This is a genomic window from Pseudomethylobacillus aquaticus (assembly GCF_003730115.1).
GTDB lineage: Bacteria > Pseudomonadota > Gammaproteobacteria > Burkholderiales > Methylophilaceae > Pseudomethylobacillus > Pseudomethylobacillus aquaticus.
The window spans coordinates 411,810-432,086 of record NZ_RJVP01000002.1 but is presented as its reverse complement, the minus strand read 5'-3'; the positions used below and the strand labels follow the sequence as shown (position 1 = coordinate 432,086).

Below are 20,277 nucleotides of genomic sequence, written 5' to 3'. Positions count from 1 at the left end.
CATCCCTTAGCCAGCGGGACGCCGCAACAGATAGGTGCGCGCCAGCTGCCCAGCGAAAAAACGGAAAAAGGTTGTGATCGCACCTGCCGCTTGCCAGCCAGTGGCGGCATGGGTGGCGTGCACGGTGCTGAGCAGTCGCAACAGTTCGACCACCCCCAGACGCAGCACCCCGGCGCCTATCACTGCAGCACTGGCATCCTCACCAGCGTGCAGCGTGGTGTACAGCGTGGTGGTTTCCGGCCACAGCTTCCACGGCCCGCCCAGCTTCACATGCTTCTTGCCTGCCAGATAATAGGCCTGGCCATCCAGCCGGAACGCCAATTCATACACCATGTAACGGAGCGCAGGGTCGCCACTGGGGCTGAACAGCCCGAACACGCCGTTCTGTGCCGGAATGGACATGCCAAGTGGCGGGAAATCGATGTGCCCGGTGAGCCCGGCCTTGTGCTGCGGATCGGCCACAAACGCCGCAATGTCGTCGATATGCACGGTGGCATGCATGGCCAGTGTGGCCGTGATCTGCGCCACGGGGGGCTTGTCGACCCCCAGCACGAAATCACCGGCCATGGTCTCGCGGAAGGAAACGCCCAGACCAGGCTCGCGCATACGGGTGGCGCTGGGGTCTAGTGGGGAAGCGGGCTGCTGCATGGCGCGGTGCGCATCGCGATACCCCATCGCGATCAGCGTGGCCGCATTGATACGGCCAAAATAGAAATCAGGATCGAGTGGCAAGGGAACCTCCGGTTTGATGATGTGCACGGAAATCGCTTGAGTATGGCCGTGTACGGTTTCACCCGCGGCGATGCGGGCATTGATGGCAGCGATGGCCGCCAGTTCTGCGTTCAGCGCACCGATGGCGCTCATCTCTATCATGTGCACATACTGGTTGAACAGGCCGTCACGCCATACCGGTGTATTGCCTATGCACCACACTAGCCATAGCTCGCGCGCACCGCGTTCGACACAGGCCAGCAGATTGGCGTCCTTGATCCATACCGCATCGGTCCAACAGCTGCCATCCGCTTGCACAGCGGGCATCAGCATAGGCAAGGAGGCGGCCGCGACCAGCCTGGGCATATCCAGCTGCGTATGCGGCAAGGCCACCACAGTCTTGTCGTCAAAACGGCACACATTAAAACTGGCCTGGATGCCAGTGGCTGCACGCAGCTTATCGATCTCTATGCCCAAAGTCGGGTAGACATGCTGCAACAAACCATCCGCATCACCTAGCGAGGCCATGCGTGCCGCCCTGAAATAGTCGCGCGCCGGGCGCAGTGAGGCGAACTTGCGTACCTTGAGCGCACGCCAGCGCTGGCACAGGCGATCGATGTCCACCCCCGACAGTAGCGCAGCCAGATTGATCGTGCCGCCAGAAGCCGCATCGGCATGTGCAAAGCGCATACCGGATTCCAGCAAGGCCTTCACCGCCCCGGCCTGATAGGCGACACGCATGCCGCCGCCGGCCAGCACCAGTGCGCGCGCCGCCTGTGCGTCACCTGCGATGGCGGGCTGGTGAGCTGCGATCATGTACCCTGCCTTGCTAGCGCGAGCCTGCGCCCAAGGTCCAAATACAGCACGGCAGTAGCAAAATCGAATGCCGCCACCAGCCAGGCGACTGGTGCAAACACCTCCAGCCAGACGCCCAGCCCGACCAGTACGGCAGCACCGAGCTTCTGCCAGGCGGACCAGTACAGCACCAGCGGCAATGCGCCAGGCACACGCAGCGCATGCACCAGCGCGCCGCCGAACAACACCATGAACATGCCTACGGTGACAAACAGATGGGCGGCTTCCGCTGTCGCGGTGATCCCCAGCAAGGGCAGTAACAGGGATGGCACCAGCATCTGCGCAGCGCCCGTCAGCGCAGTGAGCCAGGATATCCAGGCGGTCAGGCAACGCTCCAGTGCAATCAGCTTCATCTTCAGCTCCTTGTTGTTAAGGTACGGTCGGCGCAAAACGGGCACGACAAGCCCAGCGCGCGAAATACCAGGCCAGTACCAGCCACTCCAGCGCCCATAACCACAGGCGCAGGGTACTCAGGCGCATGAATTCATCAAGCACCGCATGCATGCGCGCTTCGTCCCGGATATGCCCCGCCATCTCCTCATTGAGCGGGAAGATCATCTCGGTGGTGAGCAGCGATGCCGCGATCAAGGCCAGCAGGAACACGATAGGCACCCAGCGTGTAGGTTGACGCCATTCTGCGATCAGCATGATGGTGCCGCACACCAGCATCACCTTGACCAGCGCGGTGAAGAACTCGGTCGCGGCCTGGATCTGTGGCACGTAATGCAGCCAGTAATTGTCCACGGTGAGCTGTGAAGCAACCGGAAAACTGAACAACACCATGGACACACCGGTACCCAGGTAGATCGAGGCACACAGCAGCAGGATCAGATGATTGATGGTCAGCAGCTTGGCTTTCATGATGCATTCTCCCAGTCAGATGCACGTTGAGGAGGGGCCAGCCACTGCTCGGAGCAGCCCAGTGCATGGGTGGTCTCCAGGCCAGGCATGGGCTGGGCCGGAGGCGCAGGCTCACTGATGAACCAGCATTCGAAATGGTCATCCAGCACACCCGCCGTGGTAGGAAAATATGCCGCGAACACCGGGCAAGGCGTGATGTCCAGCGTCTTGAGCAAGGCCATGCGCGGATGGTCCCCGATCAGCAGGCGCGCCGCGTCCTTGCGCAACATGGAAAACCCCAGCTTGCCGCGGAAATAGATGTAGGACTTCATCAGCATGCCGCGGAACGCACAGTAATTGGTGGCGCCCATATTGAGCGGCAGCCAGGCGCAGGATGGCTTTTTCACATCCAGCCGCATCAGCATCTGCCCATCCAGATCATATTGGCTGCTGACCCAGTCCCGGCCCTCTACGAAATCCAGGCTGGCCTGATGCTTGGGCATGCCCCAGATGCCCTTGCCGCCCTTGACCGACACTTCACTGGACACCGGCAGGTCCAGCACATACTGACCGGTACCATAGGTTTTCATGAGCACACCAGGTAGCAAACGCGGCGCGGGTCGCTCGCCATGGGTGCAGGCGATGGCGATGGAATATTCCACATATCGACCGATATCGGTAGTCACATAATTGATCACGGTGACCACCAGCAGACCTCGTCTCCAGAGTTGGAACGGATGCAGTTCGTTGCCCGGCAACAGACGCCGCGCCGCCTCCAGGTCGATGGAGAACGCCGCCATGAGCACCGGTGAGTGCTCCGAATTGACGGGCAAGGTGAAGGGAATGCCGTCCACCAATGCGTGACGGCCAGCGAGGCGTTTCTGTCGAGCCGGGAGTGCCATTTTTACCTCCTGCTTGAGTCGATCATAAGATTGAACAGATGGATCAGTCTGGCCGGTTCAGCGCATCCAGCAAGATGGGGAAGGTGTCACGTGCCGCATGCTGCCCCATGAACACATCCAGATGCCCGTAGCCACTCAGCACATGCAGGCTGTGATAATTGGGCCGCTGGCGATCGAACCAGTCGAAGCTTTGCTGCTGACTTTGCCAGTGAAAACAGTTGTTCTGCTCACCGGCGATGAACACAAAGCGCGCATCGGTTCTGGCCGGCCCCACCAACAGATCGGCCGGGATGCCAGGCAGACGCTCACCGCTGGGCAACAATGCGCCCGCAGCAAGGCAGCGCGCCATCTGCCGGAAGAAGGTCATGGGCACCGCGCCGAACTCCTGACGCAGCCAGTCATGGGTGGCCGCATTGAGGTTCTCATGTCGCCACAGCACCGGAAAACCATACCCGTAGGTGAAGCTGGAAAAGCGGCATACCGCGTTATCGCATTCATGGTGGGTGAGCTTCACCAGCGCCTGCAGCAGCCTGGGCACCAGCCCGGTTGCCGATTCACCCCACTGCGGGTTCAGATAATCGGTCATGCGCGACACCAGCGGCACCGCCAGCATGGATTTGAGACGTGCCGGAAACGACACGCGCGGGTGCAGGGAAACGGCATTGGAAACGATGGTATCGACTTGCGGCAACAGGCCGGCAACAGCGGACATCACAAAACTGGTAGAGCCCTGACAGTGCACCACCGCTTTGATGCTGCGGGCACCCGTGTGTTGCAGGATGGTGGAGACCGCACGCGGGTGATCGTAGACAGCGGCCTGGTCCAGTGTCCAGGGATTAGGGGCAAGGTCGATACTGGCCCGCCAGTTCTCCAGCCAGACATCATAGCCAGCCTCAAGCAGGGCATCGACAAAACTCACGGCCACGGGCGGGCGGAAGATGTTGGCACGTACCCCGGCCCCGTGCACCAACAGCACTGGGCCTCTGCTGGGTGCGTGCCTGCCATGGACATGAATCAGGTTGCAGGTCCTGCCGTCGTCGGTCACGAACGGGATGATGTCTTCAGTCGCAGCATGCATGGGGTGGTTTCCTCGACCTTATGCTTGTTTTTATAGCAAATCTGCGAATCGACTGTACCACCTACGTGGGTGGATGACTACACCACGAAACTACTACCAAAGGCGGGGCACCCCAACACATGTGGGCGCTTGAAGCTGGACGAGACTGGACGGCGCCTGCAAGCGAACCGCCGGCCCGCCCGCGCTTGGCCCAGTGCAGAACGGACGCGGCCAAGCGTTGAGCAGCGGGTTGGCAGCTGAGCTAATCTGGCAGCCGCTGAGCTAATCTGCTTGGCCGCTGAGCGGAGCCAGTTCGGCCGATTGAGCCTTGAGCCCGGCGGAGCGTTGAAGGACAAGCCTTGAATCTAGACGGGATCGAACTTCAGCGAGGCCGAATTGATGCAGTAACGCAGGCCAGTAGGCGGCGGGCCATCCGGGAACACATGCCCCAGATGCGCGTCGCACACATTGCACAGCACTTCGGTGCGTACCATGCCATGCGAACTGTCGCGCTTTTCGCGTACATTGGCTGCCACGATGGGCTTGAAATAGCTGGGCCAGCCGCAACCCGCATCGAACTTGGTGTCCGACTCGAACAGCGGCGTGCTGCAGCACACACAGGTGTAGATACCGCGTGCAAAATGGTAGGCATATTCCCCGGTACCAGGCCGCTCGGTGGCGGCACGGCGGGTGACTTCATATTGCATGGGCGTGAGTTGTTGTTTCCACTCTGCTTCCGTCTTCACCACTTTTTGCATGATGGTCTCCTCGTCATGGGCGTACTGCCGACGCCTGTTTCCCTAAGACTGATGGCGTTATGTGACGCTTGAGCATCTGTTTTTATCAGCAGGTACGTGCCATCCGCGCCCCGCTTTACTGGTACTTATTGCTTGTTTTGATTGCTTTAGCACTGACGCCAGCCATACAGCGCGGATGCCAGCCTAGCAGGGTTCTACCGTCAGTAATCTTCATCCGTGAAGCGCTGCTCCTCGAATGGAAAGGCCTCGTTGTGATAGCCGCGCGTCTCCCAGAAACCTGGGCGGTCGAACTCGTGCAGCTCGATGGCCTTGATCCATTTTGCACTTTTCCAGGCATAGCGTTTCGGCACCACCATGCGCACTGGCCCGCCATGCGCGGTGGTCAACGGATAGCCCAGCGCACTATGCGCAATCAGCACATCGTCGTCGAGCAGCGCGTCCAGCGGCAGATTGGTGGTGTAGCCGTCATAAGCATGCAGCGTGACATAGTGAGCATTTTCCAGCGGCACTGCCTGCATCAGCAAGGCACGCGCACTGACGCCGTCCCACTGCATATCCAGCTTGCTCCAGCGCGTGACGCAATGAAAATCGGAGATGTCGGTCATCTGCGGCAGCGCCTGGAAAGCGTTCCAGTCCAGGTTCAGCTCCTGCTGCACCATGCCGTAGATGCGCAGTGTCCAGTTATCTTTATTGATGTCGGGCAGGACACCAAGATCCAGGATGGGGAAGTTGGTCACCACGGTCTGCCCCGGCGGCACACGCGCATCCAGACTGGGCTTGCTGGGCGGGTTGCCCAATGCGCGCTGCTTTTCAGCCAATGCGATCTTGGCCGCGATCACCTTCTGCCAGTCTGGCACCTTGCTCTCCTTAACCCTGCCCTGCATACAAACATGATTGGCTCAACGGCTCACCTGCCGCCGCATCACGAGGACACCCCTACCTAGCTTGGTCGGCGTGACGGCCTGAAACTGTCGATCAGCAGCAAGGCCACCCCCACGCAGATGGCGCTATCTGCCACGTTGAAGGCTGGCCAGTAGTAATCCTCATAGTGGAAGAATAAAAAGTCCACCACATAACCCAGCGTCACACGGTCGTACAGATTTCCCAGCGCACCTGCCAGCACTAGACTCAGGCCCAGCGCATAAAGTTTTTGTGCAGGTGATTTGTACAATAAATAAATCATCACGGCAGAGGCGATCATGGCCACCGCGCTGAAGAAGTGTTTCTGCCAGCCACCAGCATCGGCCAGAAAGCTGAACGCCGCACCTTCGTTGTGGAAACGCACCAGATCGAAGTAGGAGGTGATGGTGAGATGATCACCATAGGCAAAGGCCTGCAACACCAGGTGCTTGGTGTAAAGATCCAGCGCGATGACGAGGCTGCTCAGCAGCAACCATTTAAGGAACAAAGGCAGTTTCATAAGCAGTGGTTTCCGGACAGGTGCGCAAATGACAAAGGTTCAGCAAACAATCGACCTGCTCCGTGGTGCATGGCGGAGCACAAAGTGGCGGAGCACAAAGTGGCGGAGTGCAAAGCACCGCAGCGCCTGCGCATGGCGAGCAAGTGGCGCGCGATCACATTCCGTCCGTCATTCCCGCGCAGGCGGGAATCCAGTTCACTCGGTATCTGCGGATACTTAACAAGCAGCACGCAAGCAAGCTTTGCGGCTGTGATAAAGGCCTGGATTCCCGCCTGCGCGGGAATGACGCTGCGATCAAGCATAACGGCGCGTTTCACCGCGACCGAACAGGTTGCTGACGCAGCGACCACAGATATGCGGATGCGCCGGATCGTGGCCCACATCGGCACGGTAATGCCAGCAACGCTCGCACTTGGCATGTGGGCTGGCGGCCACATCGACACGTGTACCCGCAACCTCACTGGCATGCAGGGTGGCACGCGACGTGATCATGACAAAACGCAGATCGTCTCCCAGATGGGAAAGCGCCTCAAATGTGGCCGCATCAGCATGGATATCCAACTCGGACTGCAGCGATGAACCGACATGACCTTGCCCACGCTGCTCTTCAATGGCTTTGTTGGCCAGCGCACGCACTTCACGCACAGATTGCCAGGCCGCAAGCGCGGCATCGCTCAAACCGTGCGCAGGCAGCACATACCAACGATCTTCAAACACGCTTTGCTCGGCGTTCAGGCCCAGTGTCTGCCAGACTTCATCAGCGGTGAAACTCAGGATAGGTGCCATCAAGCGCAGCATGGCATGCGTGATGTGATGCAGCGCGCTTTGTGCAGAACGGCGGACATGCGAGCCCTCACCCGTGGTGTACAGGCGGTCCTTGAGGATATCCAGATAGAAGCCGCCCAGCTCTTCCGAACAGAACCCGACGAACTTCTGTACCGCCAGATGGAATTCATAGCGGTCATAATCGGCACGCACCCCGTCCTGTAATTGCTGGGTGAGCATCAGCGCATAGCGGTCGATCTCCAGCCACTGGTCTACCGGCAACAGGTCACGGCTGGCGTCGAAATCAGCCAGGTTGGCGAGCAGGAAGCGTAGCGTGTTGCGGATGCGGCGATAGCCATCGGCCACGCGTTTAAGGATCTCGTCCGAGATGGTCAGCTCGCCGGAATAATCGGTGGAGGCCACCCACAGGCGCAGGATGTCCGCGCCATAAGTGTCCATCACCTTTTGCGGAGCGACCACATTGCCCTTGGACTTGCTCATCTTGTGACCTGCGCCGTCCACCACGAAACCATGCGTGAGCAGCGCGTCATAAGGCGCACGGCCATCGATGGCGCAACCGGTCAGCAAGGAGGACTGGAACCAGCCACGATGCTGGTCCGAGCCTTCCAGATACAGATCAGCCGGGTGCTGCAGATCCGGGCGACGTTTCAACACCGCCGCATGCGTGGCGCCGGAGTCGAACCAGACATCCAGTGTATCGGTGACCTTTTTGTACTGCTCGGCATTGGCCGGTGCGTGCTCTGCCAGAAAAGCCGCACCGTCCAGCGAGAACCAGGCTTCGATGCCCTGCTGCTCCACCTGCAAGGCCAGGGTTTCCAGCAGTTGCAGGGTTTGCGGATGCGGTTCGCCTGTCTCTTTATGCACGAACAGCGGCATGGGCACGCCCCAGTTGCGCTGCCGCGACACGCACCAGTCCGGGCGATTCCTGATCATGGCTTCCAGACGCGCACGCCCCCAGCTCGGGAAGAACTGCGTGGCCTCCACGGCTTTATTGGCATGTTCACGCAAGCTCACACCGGCCTCATCCTGCGAGTTCATGCCGATGAACCACTGATGCGTGGCAAGCTGCATGAGCGGCGTCTTGTGACGCCAGCAGTGCGGGAAGCTGTGGTGCAGACGTGCGCTGGCCAGCAGCGTGCCGTTGTCCTGCATCACACCCAGGATCACCTTGTTGGCATCCTGACGGCTCAGACCGCGGATGGCGGCCAGCTCGACCAGTTCACTGCTAAAGAACTTGCCATCGCCACCGATCAGTACGCGCGGCTTTTCGCTAGGGAAATGGGCGCGCATCACCAGCCAGTCGTCATTGCCATGTGCGGCGGCGGTATGCACCAGGCCGGTACCGGCATCGGTGGTGACATGCTCACCGGTGATGACAGGCACTTGGCGCTTGTCGAAGGGGTGCTGCAGTAGTAAACCCTTCAGCACCTCGCCTTTGCAGGAAAATAGGGTGGTTGGATTTTCCTCACCGTAACGCTTCAGCGTTGATTCAACTAACTCATTCGCTAAGATCAACACACCCTTACTAGTTCGTACAAAATCGTATTTCAACTCAGGATGTACGCTAACCGCTTGATTAGAAGGAAGTGTCCATGGGGTTGTTGTCCAGATAGCTACGTATAGCTTTTCTCCACCATTTCCAATCAAAAGTTTTGAATAATAATCTTCATCAAAAACGTCCTGATCAGCGTGGCCTCTATCAATAAGAGTTGCAAATATGGAATCAACGTTTTTAACTTCAAAAGCAACATCAATAGCGGGTGAATTGACGTCCTCATACTCGACTTCGGCTTCTGCCAGTGCCGAACCGCAATCCACGCACCAGTGCACAGGCTTGCTGCCCTGATACAGATAGCCGTTCTGGTAGATGGAACCCAGCGCGCGCATGATGTCCGCTTCGGTGCGGTAATCCATGGTGAGGTAGGGCTGATCCCAGTCTGCCAGCACGCCCAGGCGGATGAAATCCTTCTTCTGCTTTTCCACCTGCTCGGCGGCATAGGCACGGCACAGCTCGCGGAATTTGGCGGGGTCTATGTTCTTGCCGTGGTTCTTCTCTACCACCAGCTCGATAGGCAAGCCATGGCAGTCCCAGCCCGGCACGTAAGGCGCGTCGAAGCCGTCCAGGGTCTTGGCCTTGACGATGATGTCCTTGAGGATCTTGTTGACGGCGTGACCGATGTGGATGTCGCCGTTGGCATAGGGCGGGCCGTCATGCAGGATGAACTTTTTGGCGCCGGCACGTGCCTTGCGGATACGCTGATAAACCTGTTTGTCCTGCCAGGCTTTGACCCAGGCGGGCTCGCGTTTAGCCAGATCGCCACGCATGGGGAACGCCGTTTCCGGCAGGTTCAGAGGGTACTTTACGTCTTTTTGATCAGTCATTATTAGTCGGAACGCTATCTTTTAGAAAATCAGCTTGGCTTTAGAAAACCATCTTTGCTTAAGTTTAAGCATCAACCCTGAAAGTAGGCGCGTGCCGCCGATTCGTCGGCACGTATCCATTGGATCAGGGTGTCCAGGTCTGCAAATTTCATCTCGTCACGGATCTTGTGCATGAAATGCACACGCACATGACGGCCATAGAGATCACCATTGAAATCAAACAAATGCACTTCCAGCTTGGGTTTGCCACGGTCGGTGACCGTGGGCCGCACGCCCAGGCTGGCCACACCGGGCAGCAGCTTGCTGCCCAAACCTTCCGATTTTACCGCGCCTTCGAGTTTTACGGCATATATCCCGAAAAGCGGCGGTCTGTCGTGGCGCATGTGCACATTGGCGGTCGGATAACCGAGCTGGCGGCCGATCTTGTCGCCATGCACCACCTTGCCGCTGATGGTGTAAGGGCGGCCTAGCAGGGTGGCGGCATGGGCCAGATCACCTGCCGCCAATGCTTCGCGCACAGCAGTGCTGGAGACACGCTCCTCGCCCACCAGCACATCAGGCAGACTCAACAGGGAAAAGCCAGCCTCGGCAAAATCCGTCACGCTGCCGCTGCGACGCGCGCCAAACCGGAAGTCTTCACCGACCAGGATGGCCTGCGCGTTCAAGGACACACGCAGCATCTGCATGAATTGCTCGGCACTCAGGCTGGCAAAACGGCGGTCGAAGCGGCATACATACACATACTCCACCCCGGCTTCTGCCATGTATTCCAGCTTTTCACGCAGCGAGGCCAGGCGGCTGGGCGCCTGCTGCGGGGTGAAGAACTCGCGCGGATGCGGCTCGAACGTCATCACTGCGGCGCGCAGTTGTTGCGCCCTGGCGGTCGTCACCAGCTTCTGCAACAGCGCCTGGTGGCCGAGGTGCATGCCATCGAAATTGCCGATGGCCAGCGCCAGCGGGCTGCCATCGGCCTGATGAAAATGACGGAATATCTGCATGTTGTGTGGGATCTGGGTCGCGTTGATCTAGATGGCGGTTCTGCGCATGAAGTCCTGCACGCGTATCCCCAGCAGCCACAGCGTGGCAAAGTAACTCGTCGCGCCCACCAGCACCAGGCCGGCCAGATGTAACAGTTTGGGCAATACCGTGTAATTCAACCACAGGCTGCTATCGCCACCTGCGAACCACAGGCACAGCACCATCACCGCAATGGCGGTGAGCAGCTTGAGGAGAAAGCGCCACCAACCGGGCTGCGGCTGGTAGATCGCCGCCTTGCGCAGGTGGTAATACAGCAAACCCGCGTTGATGCAGGCACCCAGACCGATGGCCAGCGCCAGGCCAGCATGATTAAGGCCCATACCGAACACAAAACCGATGTTCATGAGCTGCGTGGCGATGAGTGTGAACAGCGCTATCTTGACCGGCGTCTTGATGTTCTGGCGCGCATAGAAACCGGGGGCCAGCACCTTGACCAGGATCAGGCCTAGCAGGCCCACGCTGTAGGCGATCAGCGCCTGTCGCGTCATCGCCACGTCGTGTGCCGTGAACGCGCCGTAATGGAACAGGCTGGTCACCAGCGGCACAGACAACACGGCCAGCGCCACAGCGGCTGGCAGGGCCAGCATCCAGGTCAGGCGCAGCCCCCAGTCCATGAGCTGGGAATATTCCCCATCCGCCTTATCCGCATAGGATTTGGACAGACTGGGCAGCAGGATGGTCCCCAGTGCCACACCTAGCAGACCAGTAGGGAACTCCATGAGCCGGTCCGCGTAATACAACCAGGACACGCTGCCAGACACCAGAAAAGAAGCGAAGATCATGTTGATCAGCAAGGAGATCTGCGCGATGGATACGCCGAACACGGCAGGCCCCATCAGCTTGATGATGCGCCACATGCCAGTATCGCGCAGGTTGAGCCGGAAGCGCGGCAGCATGCCCAGCCTGAGCAGGAACGGGATCTGGAAGGCCAGCTGCAACACGCCACCCAGGAACACCGCCCAGGCCAGCACCAGCACCGGCGGCTCGAAGTAAGGCGCGAAGAACAGCGCCGCCACGATGAACGACAGGTTCAGCCACACCGGTGTGAACGCTGGCACGCTGAATTTGCTGTAGGTGTTGAGTACACCGCCCGCCAGAGACACCAGCGAAATGAAAAAGATGTACGGGAAGATGATGCGCAGCAGCTGCACGGTCAGTTCGAACTTGGCGGCATCAGCAGCAAAGCCGGGCGCACTCAGTTGCACCACCAGCGGCGCACCCAGCACACCCAGCAGCGTGACCAGCACCAGCGTCAAGCCCAGCAAGGTCGCTACATGATCGACCAGCTGGCGGGTCTGCTGCTGTCCGCGCTGATTCTTGTATTCAGCCAGCACCGGCACGAAGGCCTGCGAGAACGCGCCCTCGGCAAACAGGCGACGCAGCAGATTGGGGATCTTGAAGGCGACGAAGAAGGCATCGGTGTAGAAACCGGCCCCGAACACGCGCGCAATCAGCGTATCGCGGACAAAGCCCAGCACACGCGAGATCAAGGTCATGCTGCCAACGGCAGCCAGGGCTCTAAGCAGATTCATCAGGCTTTTAAAAGCGGTTAAAATGGCGGTTAAAACGCAAGCGCGATTCTAGCATGCCGCAGGCGAACACCCCGCAATCAAGCACCTGATTTGCCTTGCAAACAAAACTGAAACCAGTTAATATGCGCGGCTTCGAATTTTGTTAATCGACTGGACTTTTCATGGCAAATAGCGCACAGGCAAGAAAACGTGCCCGTCAGGCAGTGAAGCAGCGCGCGCATAACGCAAGCTTGCGCTCTACTTTGCGTACTGCGGTCAAAAAAATCATCAAGGCAGTGGAAGCTGGCGATAAAGCCGCTGCACAAGCCGCTTACAACGAGAACGTCAGCATCATCGATCGTATCGCTGACAAGCAGATCATCCACAAGAACAAGGCCGCTCGCCACAAGAGCCGCCTGTCCGCCGCCGTCAAGGCCATGGCGTAAGTTCTTGCCCGATGTGAGAAAGCCGAACCTTGTGTTCGGCTTTTTTATTGCCTGCGGCCAGGCCAGGCTGGCCGCAGCGACAGCAGGACCGGCCACCACGAGCGAGTGAACCAATTGCGCGCAACACTCTCACAGGCATAGCGTTTAATCGTAGGGATGCCTAATCATGCACACAAGCTCTCACCATCGTTCAAAAAATTACTTGCTGTCTGGCGGCGCAATGCTGATGTTACTCAGCGCAGCCGCCCTGTTCAGCACACCGGCCAGCGCTTGCGATAGCGAGCTGCAACGCGGCGCGCTGTATGCACTGGAGTCGCAAAAACTGCTGGAACATGGCCCCAGCTTCCGGCATGGTTGGGAAGACAACGCCATCACGCTGTCCGTAGAAAACCCGGTCAACGCCGCAGCGCAAGCCTGTAAAGCCGAGCTGTTGGTACAGATACCACAGCAGGACCTGGACGAGGTGAACCGCTACCTGGATCAAAATCCAGCCAAACGCATCCTGCTGGGCGCACAAGGCTACAGCGTCCCGGCCAGCAACAGCATACGCGTCGAGACTGCCTATAGCGTCAGCAACACAGGGGACATCGCACTGACCGACTCCCCGGATCGCGCCTATAAAGACATGCACAACAGCCTGGAATTCATGTACCAGCTGTTAGCGCAATTGCGCACCGAAGTGACTGCAAGCAGCCGCAACACGCAAGCCTGGCCTGCCACCTTGCTGGCCGAGGAGCGCAAGCAATGTGCTGCCACGCTCAAAGCCCAGGACATCACAGCCGCATGTGCCTGCCGCACTGACGCACTGGCAAGCAAGATCAGTCCCCGCCAGATGGAACTGGTGTACACCTTGCTGCAACAGCCCTACTCGACCGCCACCGGGGCCTTGATCAGTTACACCACGTTCAGCAAACAAGTGAATCAGCAATGCGGGCTGCAAAAACCCTAAGCTGATGGCACGCACGGCGCGGCTAGACTGGACTGGCCTGACCTGGCACTGCTTGCCAGTCTAGCCGCGCTTCCTTGGTGCGCATGCACCCAATGTGTGCACCAGGCAGATGCGCCAGCATGCACCGGCCTTCCTAGCCATACGGAAAATTCCCTTTCCGCATCATCATCTTAAAAAAAATCCCACATTTCTGGCATGGCAATTGCATAATGCGGTTTGAATCACTTTTGTTGGGTTGGCAATGCTCCGGGTCATGCTGGTTGATAATCACTTGGAGCGGACAGCTCCGCTCAAGGAATCGCTAACAGCAGCCGGGTACGAAGTGATCGCTCATCTGACTGATACCGCGAACCTGGACGATGCTGTGAACCGCTTGCATCCTGATGTGGTGATCATCGATACCGAGTCGCCAAGTCGGGATACGCTGGAACATGTGATCGTGATGAGCCAGAACGCGCCCAAGCCGACCATCATGTTCACGCATGATGGCGATACCGAAAAGATACGCGCAGCGACGCGCGCCGGTGTCAGTGCTTATGTGGTGGGCAACCTGCCCAGCGAGCGTCTGAAACCGATCATGGATGCGGCGATCGCACGGTTCGAAGAATTCAAGGCCCTGCGCCTGGAGCTGAACGAGGCCAACGCCAAGCTCAGCGAGCGCAAGGTGATCGAGAAAGCCAAGGGCTTGCTCATGAAGCAGCGTGGTGTGGACGAGAACGAAGCCTACCTGCTGTTAAGAAACATGGCCATGCGCGAGAACATCAAGCTGGCCACACTGGCAGAACAAGTGGTACAGGCAGCAAAGTTGCTGTTCTGAGCCAACGCGAAACCAGCTAGTACTGGATTGTAATGACGGCAGGCCCAACGGCGGGTTTGTTGTAGCAAGTTTGAAGTAATCAGGTCAACGTTGACCACCGGACAAAGGCGTCCTTGCAGATGGAGTTAATCCATCCGCAGGACGCCTTTTTTATTGCCTAAAAGTTTCAGGAGAATCGCATGAGTGTTGAGCAAAAGACCCCGACCACAGCGGTCGATAACAGCCGTCGTAACTTTTTCCGCGCCAGCGCGGCCAGTGCAGGCATCCTGGGCGCATCCGCCCTGATGGGCATGGTGCCCGAGAAATTGCGCAGCAGCGCCTGGGCCGCCGGCACGGACAAACCGGAGATCACCGAGGTCAAGATCGGCTTCATCCCGCTGACCGACTGTGCCCCTATCGTGGTCGCCGCCGAGATGGGCTTCGACAAGAAATACGGCATCAAGATCACCCCGTCCAAGGAAGCCTCCTGGGCCGGCATACGCGACAAGATGGTCAATGGCGAGCTGCAGGCTGCCCATGTGCTGTACGGCCTGGTCTACGGTGTGCAGCTGGGCATAGGCGGTCAGCAGAAGGACATGAACGTGCTGATGACGCTGAACAACAACGGCCAGGGCATCACGCTCGCCAACCAGATCCGCGAAAAAGGCGTCAAGGATGGTGCTTCACTCAAACGCCTCATCAATAACGAGAACCGCGACTACACCTTCGCACAGACCTTCCCCACCGGCACCCACGCCATGTGGCTGTACTACTGGCTGGCGGCTTACGGCATAGACCCGTTCAAGGATGCCAAGACCATCGTGGTACCACCACCACAGATGGTGGCCAACATGCGCATCGGCAATATGGACGGCTACTGCGTGGGCGAACCCTGGAACGCCCGTGCCATCCACGACAAGGTCGGCTTCACCGTGGCCACCTCGCAGGACATCTGGACCGACCACCCGGAAAAAGTGCTGGGCACCACCGCTGAATTCGCCGCCAAAAACCCGAACACTGCCCGCGCCATGATCATGGCCATCCTGGAAGCAGCACGTTATATCGACGCCACCGCCAACCGTTCCAAGGTGGCCAAGCTGATCGCCAGCAAATCCTATGTGAACGCGCCGGAAGAAGTCATCGAAGGCCGCTTCCTGGGTCACTACGACAACGGCATCGGCAAGAAGTGGGAAGATCCCAACTACATGAAGTTCTTCAACGACGGCAAAGTGAGCTTCCCTTACCTGTCCGACGGCATGTGGTTCCTGACCCAGCACAAACGCTGGGGCCTGCTGAAGAGCGACCCGGATTACCTGGGCATCGCCAAGAAGGTGAACCGCATCGACCTGTACACCGATGCCGCCACGGCACTGGGTATCGCGGTACCTAGCGACCCGATGCGCAGCAGCAAGCTCATCGATGGCTTGGTCTGGGACGGTAAAGACCCGCAGGCCTATGCCGCCAGCTTCAAGATCAAAGCCTGAGCAGGAGCGCAACCATCATGACGCAAGCTTTGATCAAACTCAGCGTGGTCCCCGACGCTGCCAACGAAGTGGCAGCACCGCCTGTGGCCAATGTCAGCGTGCTGACGCCAGCCGCTGCACCGGTCACCGTTTCCACCGTGGCCGCCGCCCCCAGGCCTGGCATCCAGTGGTCGCAACTGGCACGCCAGTTCGCAGGCTGGTTCCTGCCGCCCATGTTCGGCCTGCTGCTGTTCGGCGCGCTGTGGGCGCTGGTCTCGCAGCAATCCGACGGTCTGCCCGGACCGATCTCCACCTGGCATTCGGCGGTGGCACTGTTCAGCGACCCGTTCTACAACAATGGCCCGAACGATCAGGGCATAGGCTGGAACATCCTCAGCTCGCTGCAGCGCGTCGGCCTGGGTTTTGGCATGGCCGCGCTGATCGGCATCCCGCTCGGCTTCATCATCGGCCGCTTCCAGTTCATGTCACGCATGGTAGCGCCCGTCATCAGCCTGCTGCGTCCAGTGTCGCCACTGGCCTGGCTGCCTATCGGCCTGCTGGTGTTCAAGGCGGCCGACCCGGCAGCGATCTGGGTGATCTTCATCTCCGCCATCTGGCCGATGATCATCAACACCGCCGTGGGCGTCAGCAAGGTGCCGCAGGACTACATGAACGTGGCACGCGTGCTGAAGCTGTCCGAATGGAAGATCTTCACGCGCATCCTGTTCCCTTCCGTGCTGCCTTACATGATGACCGGTGTGCGCCTGTCCATCGGCGTGGCCTGGCTGGTGATTGTGGCCGCCGAGATGTTGACCGGCGGTGTGGGCATCGGCTTCTGGGTGTGGGACGAATGGAACAACCTCAATGTCGAGCACATCATCATCGCCATCTTCGTGGTCGGCATCGTCGGCTTGCTGCTTGAGCAAGGCCTGCTGCTGATCGCCAGACGCTTCAGTTACGAGTAAGGGAGAGCATCGTGCATAAATATGTCGAGCTGGAAAACGTGAACATGGTGTTCCACACCAAGCAAGGCCGCTTCGAAGCCCTGCGCAACATCAACCTGCAAGTGAAACAAGGCGAGTTCGTCTCCATCATCGGGCACTCCGGCTGTGGCAAATCCACGGTGCTGAACCTGATCGCAGGACTGCTACAACCCACCGACGGCCTGCTGTTCTGTGCCGGCCGCGAGATCGCAGGCCCGGGCCCGGAACGCGCCGTGGTGTTCCAGAACCATTCCCTGCTGCCCTGGCTGAGCTGTTTCGAGAACGTCTACCTGGCCGTGGAACGCGTCTTTTCCGCCAGCGAAAGCAAAGCCCAGATGCGTGCACGCACCAGTGCCGTGCTGGAACTGGTGGGCCTGTCGCACGCCGCAGAGAAACGTCCCGGCGAGATCTCCGGCGGCATGAAGCAGCGTGTCGGTATCGCCCGCGCCCTGGCCATGGAACCCAAGGTGCTGCTGCTGGATGAGCCATTCGGTGCGCTGGATGCGCTGACCCGTGCCCATCTGCAGGATGAACTGATGGGCATCATGGCCAAATCCGGCTGCACCGCGGTGATGGTCACCCACGATGTGGATGAAGCCGTGCTGCTGTCCGACCGCATCGTCATGATGACCAACGGCCCGGCCGCCACCATAGGCGAGATCCTGGAAGTGGACCTGCAACGCCCACGCCAGCGTCTGGCACTGGCCGAAGACCCGCACTACAACCATTTGCGCAGCGAAGTGCTGAAGTTCCTGCACGAACGCCATGCCAAAGCAGCATAAATCCGAGCCAGCATAAAAATAATGGCCGAAAAAAAGCCCGCACAAGGCGGGCCGAAACGTCACTCACCACTCGCTAAAGAAGGAGCAACACCGTGCAAACTAATATGACTTACCCCTTGCGTCAAGTTTCACTCGCTGTGCTGCTGGCATTCGGTCTGGCCCAGCCTGCGGTGCAGGCCGCCGAACTGGACCTGGTGCCGGAATACACCTTGCTGGATGCCATCAAGGATGGCAAGAGCCTGTCCAGCCTGCGCCTGCGCTATGAACACGTGGATCAGGACCTGTTCCAGGCCAATGGCGACAAGCTGGAAAGCGCCAATGCCTTCACGCTGCGCAGCCTGATCGGCTGGCAGAGCGCGCCGTTCCACAACTTCAGCGCTGCCGTGCAGGTCATCGATGTGGCCAAGATCGAAGATGAATTCAACGACCGTGAAGGCAATGTGCCACAAGTCAGCCGTGCCGAACATGCTGTGGTGGTGGATCCGGAATACACCAACATCAACCAGCTGTTCGTGGACTGGACCGGCATCAAGAACACCAAGGCGCGCTTTGGTCGCCAGCAAGTCAATCTGGACAATGTGCGTTTTGTGGGTGACATCGCGTTCCGTCAGGTGATGCAGGTGTTCGACGGCCTGTCCGTCACCAACAAATCCATCCCGGATACCGAGATCTTCCTTGCGCACTTCGACAAGGTGCGCCAGATCAACACCGAGCTGCGTGACGGCAATATCGAGATCGTCAACGCCAAATACCGCATCTCGCCCAGCGAATCGCTGGTGGGCTATGGCTACTTCATCGACGCAGACAACCTGAGCCAGAACCTGGGCAACCCGGCGGCGGCAGGCAACATCCCGCAAGGCGGCAACGGTCTGGGCGCCAGCAGTGACAGCACGCCGGGCGCCACCACCGATGCCAGCAGCCGCACGCTGGGCCTGCGTCTCGATGGCGTACGCAAGATCGACGACAACTGGAAAGCGATCTACACCGCCGAATTCGCCAAGCAGAACGACTACAAGGATGGCAGCTCGCTGATCAACGCGCATTACCTGCGCCTGGGTGGCGGTGCCGCCTTCGACAAATGGTCGATCCGCCTGGACCACGAAGTGCTGTCCAGCAACAACGGCCAGTATGCGTTCCAGACGCCACTGGGCACCAACCACTTGTTCCAGGGCTGGGCCGACCTGTTCCTGGTGACCCCACGTCAGGGCATACGTGACACCTATGTCACGGTCGCCACCACCGTGGCCAAAGCCAAGATCAGTGCCGAATACCATGTGTTCCGCTCCGACGAGAACTTCACCACGCTGGGCGGGCAATCGGCCAACCAGTACGGCAAGGAATTCGATATCGGCGTCACCTACCCGTTCAGCGACAAGCTGATGGCCAAGCTGGAATATGCCAAGTTCATGGAAGACGACGTCTACGGCACTTCGCTGGCCGCCAGTCAGCGCGCCTTCCGCAAAGCGGACACCGAGAAGATCTGGGCCACCGTGATGTTGTCGTTCTGATGGAACAACTCTAGCGAGAAAAGCCAGGCGAGATAAACAAGAGGATCAGGCGCCGGGACAACGTGTCGGCGCCTGCAACAAGCAAACATTCAAAAGCACCTAGATTCAAAAAGCAGCAATTGAGCAAAGAACGTTAGCAAGACCAACCGAGAAATGGAATCACCATGGCAACACTACACGATCTACATGCATGTACACCCTGCCACGCCAGCCTTGCGCTGGCTTCTGGCTGGCTAGTGACCCCCTTGTTCGCTGGGCGGCCGATCGAACAAAGCATGCAACAAACCATGCGAGGTGCACGATGAAAGCAAGCGTCTATCTGGTGGGCGCAGGCCCCGGCGATGCCGACCTGATCACCCTGAAAGCGGTCAAGGCGCTGCAGGCGGCAGACGTCATCCTCATCGACGACCTGGTCAATCGCGCGCTGCTGCAGCACGCGCCGCAGGCACGTGTGGTGGAAGTGGGCAAACGCGGTGGTTGTCAGTCCACGCCGCAGCACTTCATCAACCGCTTGATGATCTCGCTGGCAGAACAAGGGCAGACCGTGGTGCGCCTCAAGGGCGGCGACCCGTTCCTGTTCGGACGTGGCGGGGAGGAGATGCTGGCGCTGCGTGCAGCCGGCATCCCGGTGGAGACCGTGCCCGGCATCAGCAGCGGTGTGGCGGTGCCTGCCAGTATCGGCATCCCGGTCACGCACCGCGCTTACACACATGGCGTCAGCTTCATCACCGGCCACACGCAGGACGGCGGCAGCCCGGACTGGCAGGCACTGGTGGCCAGCGGCACCACGCTGGTGATCTACATGGGCATGAAACATCTGGCCGAGATCAGTCGCGGCCTGCTGGACGCGGGCATGCCCGCCGACATGCCCGCCGCGGCGATACAGAACGGCACCTTGCAACAGCAGCGGCAAGTGATCAGCACGCTTGCAGAACTGAGCATGGCGGTACACCAGCAAGGCCTGGAAAGCCCCGCCATCATCGTGGTAGGTGAAGTAGTAAGACTGGCAGACAGCGCGATGCTGGCAACGGCACTGGCCGCCGCCGCATGAGGCGCATCGCATACATTTCAGGAATAAGGGCAGATGCCG

Annotated in this window: 19 protein-coding genes; 8 read left to right on the top strand and 11 right to left on the bottom strand. The window is 59.3% G+C overall.

Features of this window, described 5'->3' with window-relative positions; genetic code table 11:
* Positions 1-6: 6 nt before the first annotated feature.
* From ED236_RS05830 to murJ, 11 genes are all read right to left on the bottom strand, one after another.
* The gene (locus tag ED236_RS05830; protein WP_123236992.1) at positions 7-1,527 is read right to left on the bottom strand and encodes a patatin-like phospholipase family protein; all 1,521 of its coding nucleotides are present in this window, start codon (positions 1,525-1,527) and stop codon (positions 7-9) included.
* Complete coding sequence (locus ED236_RS05825) at positions 1,524-1,919, bottom strand: hypothetical protein (RefSeq protein WP_123236991.1); 396 nt, start codon at positions 1,917-1,919, stop codon at positions 1,524-1,526. The genes ED236_RS05830 and ED236_RS05825 overlap by 4 nt, the downstream gene beginning before the upstream one ends.
* 16 nt (positions 1,920-1,935) lie before the next feature.
* Positions 1,936-2,427: a hypothetical protein gene (locus ED236_RS05820; RefSeq protein WP_123236990.1), complete on the bottom strand. Its 492-nt coding sequence runs from the start codon at positions 2,425-2,427 to the stop codon at positions 1,936-1,938.
* Complete coding sequence (locus ED236_RS05815) at positions 2,424-3,308, bottom strand: acetoacetate decarboxylase family protein (protein ID WP_123236989.1); 885 nt, start codon at positions 3,306-3,308, stop codon at positions 2,424-2,426. The genes ED236_RS05820 and ED236_RS05815 overlap by 4 nt, the downstream gene beginning before the upstream one ends.
* A gap of 43 nt (positions 3,309-3,351) precedes the next feature.
* Positions 3,352-4,386 carry an alpha/beta fold hydrolase gene (locus ED236_RS05810; protein WP_123236988.1) on the bottom strand — a complete coding sequence of 345 codons (1,035 nt, stop codon included), beginning with the start codon at positions 4,384-4,386 and terminating at the stop codon, positions 3,352-3,354.
* Between the two features lie 344 nt (positions 4,387-4,730).
* Positions 4,731-5,123 (bottom strand): peptide-methionine (R)-S-oxide reductase MsrB, encoded by a 393-nt coding sequence (msrB, locus tag ED236_RS05805; protein WP_205125644.1) that lies wholly within the window; start codon positions 5,121-5,123, stop codon positions 4,731-4,733.
* A gap of 200 nt (positions 5,124-5,323) precedes the next feature.
* The gene (locus tag ED236_RS05800) at positions 5,324-5,980 is read right to left on the bottom strand and encodes a molybdopterin-dependent oxidoreductase (RefSeq protein WP_123237141.1); all 657 of its coding nucleotides are present in this window, start codon (positions 5,978-5,980) and stop codon (positions 5,324-5,326) included.
* Between the two features lie 83 nt (positions 5,981-6,063).
* Positions 6,064-6,543, bottom strand: a complete 480-nt coding sequence (gene lspA / locus ED236_RS05795) for a signal peptidase II (protein WP_123236986.1) — start codon at positions 6,541-6,543, stop codon at positions 6,064-6,066.
* A gap of 294 nt (positions 6,544-6,837) precedes the next feature.
* The gene (ileS, locus tag ED236_RS05785) at positions 6,838-9,711 is read right to left on the bottom strand and encodes an isoleucine--tRNA ligase (RefSeq protein WP_123236984.1); all 2,874 of its coding nucleotides are present in this window, start codon (positions 9,709-9,711) and stop codon (positions 6,838-6,840) included.
* Positions 9,712-9,782: 71 nt separating this feature from the next.
* The gene (locus ED236_RS05780; protein ID WP_123236983.1) at positions 9,783-10,709 is read right to left on the bottom strand and encodes a bifunctional riboflavin kinase/FAD synthetase; all 927 of its coding nucleotides are present in this window, start codon (positions 10,707-10,709) and stop codon (positions 9,783-9,785) included.
* Between the two features lie 27 nt (positions 10,710-10,736).
* On the bottom strand, positions 10,737-12,281 hold the full coding sequence (gene murJ / locus ED236_RS05775; protein WP_123236982.1) for a murein biosynthesis integral membrane protein MurJ: 1,545 nt from the start codon (positions 12,279-12,281) through the stop codon (positions 10,737-10,739).
* Between the two features lie 161 nt (positions 12,282-12,442).
* Between murJ and rpsT the strand changes: the two genes are divergently transcribed.
* The 8 genes from rpsT (at position 12,443) to cobA (ending at position 20,238) form a co-directional block, all read left to right on the top strand.
* Positions 12,443-12,706 carry a 30S ribosomal protein S20 gene (gene rpsT / locus ED236_RS05770; RefSeq protein WP_123236981.1) on the top strand — a complete coding sequence of 88 codons (264 nt, stop codon included), beginning with the start codon at positions 12,443-12,445 and terminating at the stop codon, positions 12,704-12,706.
* A gap of 220 nt (positions 12,707-12,926) precedes the next feature.
* Entirely contained in the window at positions 12,927-13,655 is a 729-nt protein-coding gene (locus ED236_RS05765) for a hypothetical protein (RefSeq protein WP_123236980.1), read from the top strand.
* 253 nt (positions 13,656-13,908) lie between these two features.
* The gene (locus ED236_RS05760; RefSeq protein WP_338053153.1) at positions 13,909-14,472 is read left to right on the top strand and encodes an ANTAR domain-containing response regulator; all 564 of its coding nucleotides are present in this window, start codon (positions 13,909-13,911) and stop codon (positions 14,470-14,472) included.
* A 179-nt stretch (positions 14,473-14,651) separates the two neighbouring features.
* Positions 14,652-15,935, top strand: a complete 1,284-nt coding sequence (locus tag ED236_RS05755) for a CmpA/NrtA family ABC transporter substrate-binding protein (protein WP_123236978.1) — start codon at positions 14,652-14,654, stop codon at positions 15,933-15,935.
* 17 nt (positions 15,936-15,952) lie between these two features.
* Positions 15,953-16,879, top strand: coding sequence for a nitrate ABC transporter permease (gene ntrB / locus ED236_RS05750; RefSeq protein ID WP_123236977.1), 927 nt, complete (start codon positions 15,953-15,955; stop codon positions 16,877-16,879).
* A gap of 44 nt (positions 16,880-16,923) precedes the next feature.
* A complete protein-coding gene (locus ED236_RS05745) occupies positions 16,924-17,679 on the top strand; it encodes an ABC transporter ATP-binding protein (protein WP_123237140.1) in 756 nt (251 codons plus the stop codon).
* 92 nt (positions 17,680-17,771) lie between these two features.
* Positions 17,772-19,187: an alginate export family protein gene (locus ED236_RS05740; protein WP_240032042.1), complete on the top strand. Its 1,416-nt coding sequence runs from the start codon at positions 17,772-17,774 to the stop codon at positions 19,185-19,187.
* Positions 19,188-19,488: 301 nt separating this feature from the next.
* Positions 19,489-20,238: a uroporphyrinogen-III C-methyltransferase gene (gene cobA, locus ED236_RS05735; protein ID WP_123236975.1), complete on the top strand. Its 750-nt coding sequence runs from the start codon at positions 19,489-19,491 to the stop codon at positions 20,236-20,238.
* Positions 20,239-20,277 lie beyond the last annotated feature (39 nt).

Coding starts and splice junctions, on each gene's coding strand:
- ED236_RS05825 (WP_123236991.1), bottom strand. CDS start 1,919: ATGAAGCTGATTGCACTGGAGCGTTGCCTGACCGCCTGGATATCCTGG.
- ED236_RS05765 (WP_123236980.1), top strand. CDS start 12,927: ATGCTGATGTTACTCAGCGCAGCCGCCCTGTTCAGCACACCGGCCAGC.
- cobA (WP_123236975.1), top strand. CDS start 19,489: ATGAAAGCAAGCGTCTATCTGGTGGGCGCAGGCCCCGGCGATGCCGAC.
- ileS (WP_123236984.1), bottom strand. CDS start 9,711: ATGACTGATCAAAAAGACGTAAAGTACCCTCTGAACCTGCCGGAAACG.
- ED236_RS05815 (WP_123236989.1), bottom strand. CDS start 3,308: ATGGCACTCCCGGCTCGACAGAAACGCCTCGCTGGCCGTCACGCATTG.
- rpsT (WP_123236981.1), top strand. CDS start 12,443: ATGGCAAATAGCGCACAGGCAAGAAAACGTGCCCGTCAGGCAGTGAAG.
- ntrB (WP_123236977.1), top strand. CDS start 15,953: ATGACGCAAGCTTTGATCAAACTCAGCGTGGTCCCCGACGCTGCCAAC.
- msrB (WP_205125644.1), bottom strand. CDS start 5,123: ATGCAAAAAGTGGTGAAGACGGAAGCAGAGTGGAAACAACAACTCACG.
- ED236_RS05745 (WP_123237140.1), top strand. CDS start 16,924: ATGGTGTTCCACACCAAGCAAGGCCGCTTCGAAGCCCTGCGCAACATC.
- murJ (WP_123236982.1), bottom strand. CDS start 12,281: ATGAATCTGCTTAGAGCCCTGGCTGCCGTTGGCAGCATGACCTTGATC.
- ED236_RS05830 (WP_123236992.1), bottom strand. CDS start 1,527: ATGATCGCAGCTCACCAGCCCGCCATCGCAGGTGACGCACAGGCGGCG.
- ED236_RS05755 (WP_123236978.1), top strand. CDS start 14,652: ATGAGTGTTGAGCAAAAGACCCCGACCACAGCGGTCGATAACAGCCGT.
- ED236_RS05780 (WP_123236983.1), bottom strand. CDS start 10,709: ATGCAGATATTCCGTCATTTTCATCAGGCCGATGGCAGCCCGCTGGCG.
- ED236_RS05810 (WP_123236988.1), bottom strand. CDS start 4,386: ATGCATGCTGCGACTGAAGACATCATCCCGTTCGTGACCGACGACGGC.
- ED236_RS05760 (WP_338053153.1), top strand. CDS start 13,909: ATGCTGGTTGATAATCACTTGGAGCGGACAGCTCCGCTCAAGGAATCG.
- ED236_RS05820 (WP_123236990.1), bottom strand. CDS start 2,427: ATGAAAGCCAAGCTGCTGACCATCAATCATCTGATCCTGCTGCTGTGT.
- lspA (WP_123236986.1), bottom strand. CDS start 6,543: ATGAAACTGCCTTTGTTCCTTAAATGGTTGCTGCTGAGCAGCCTCGTC.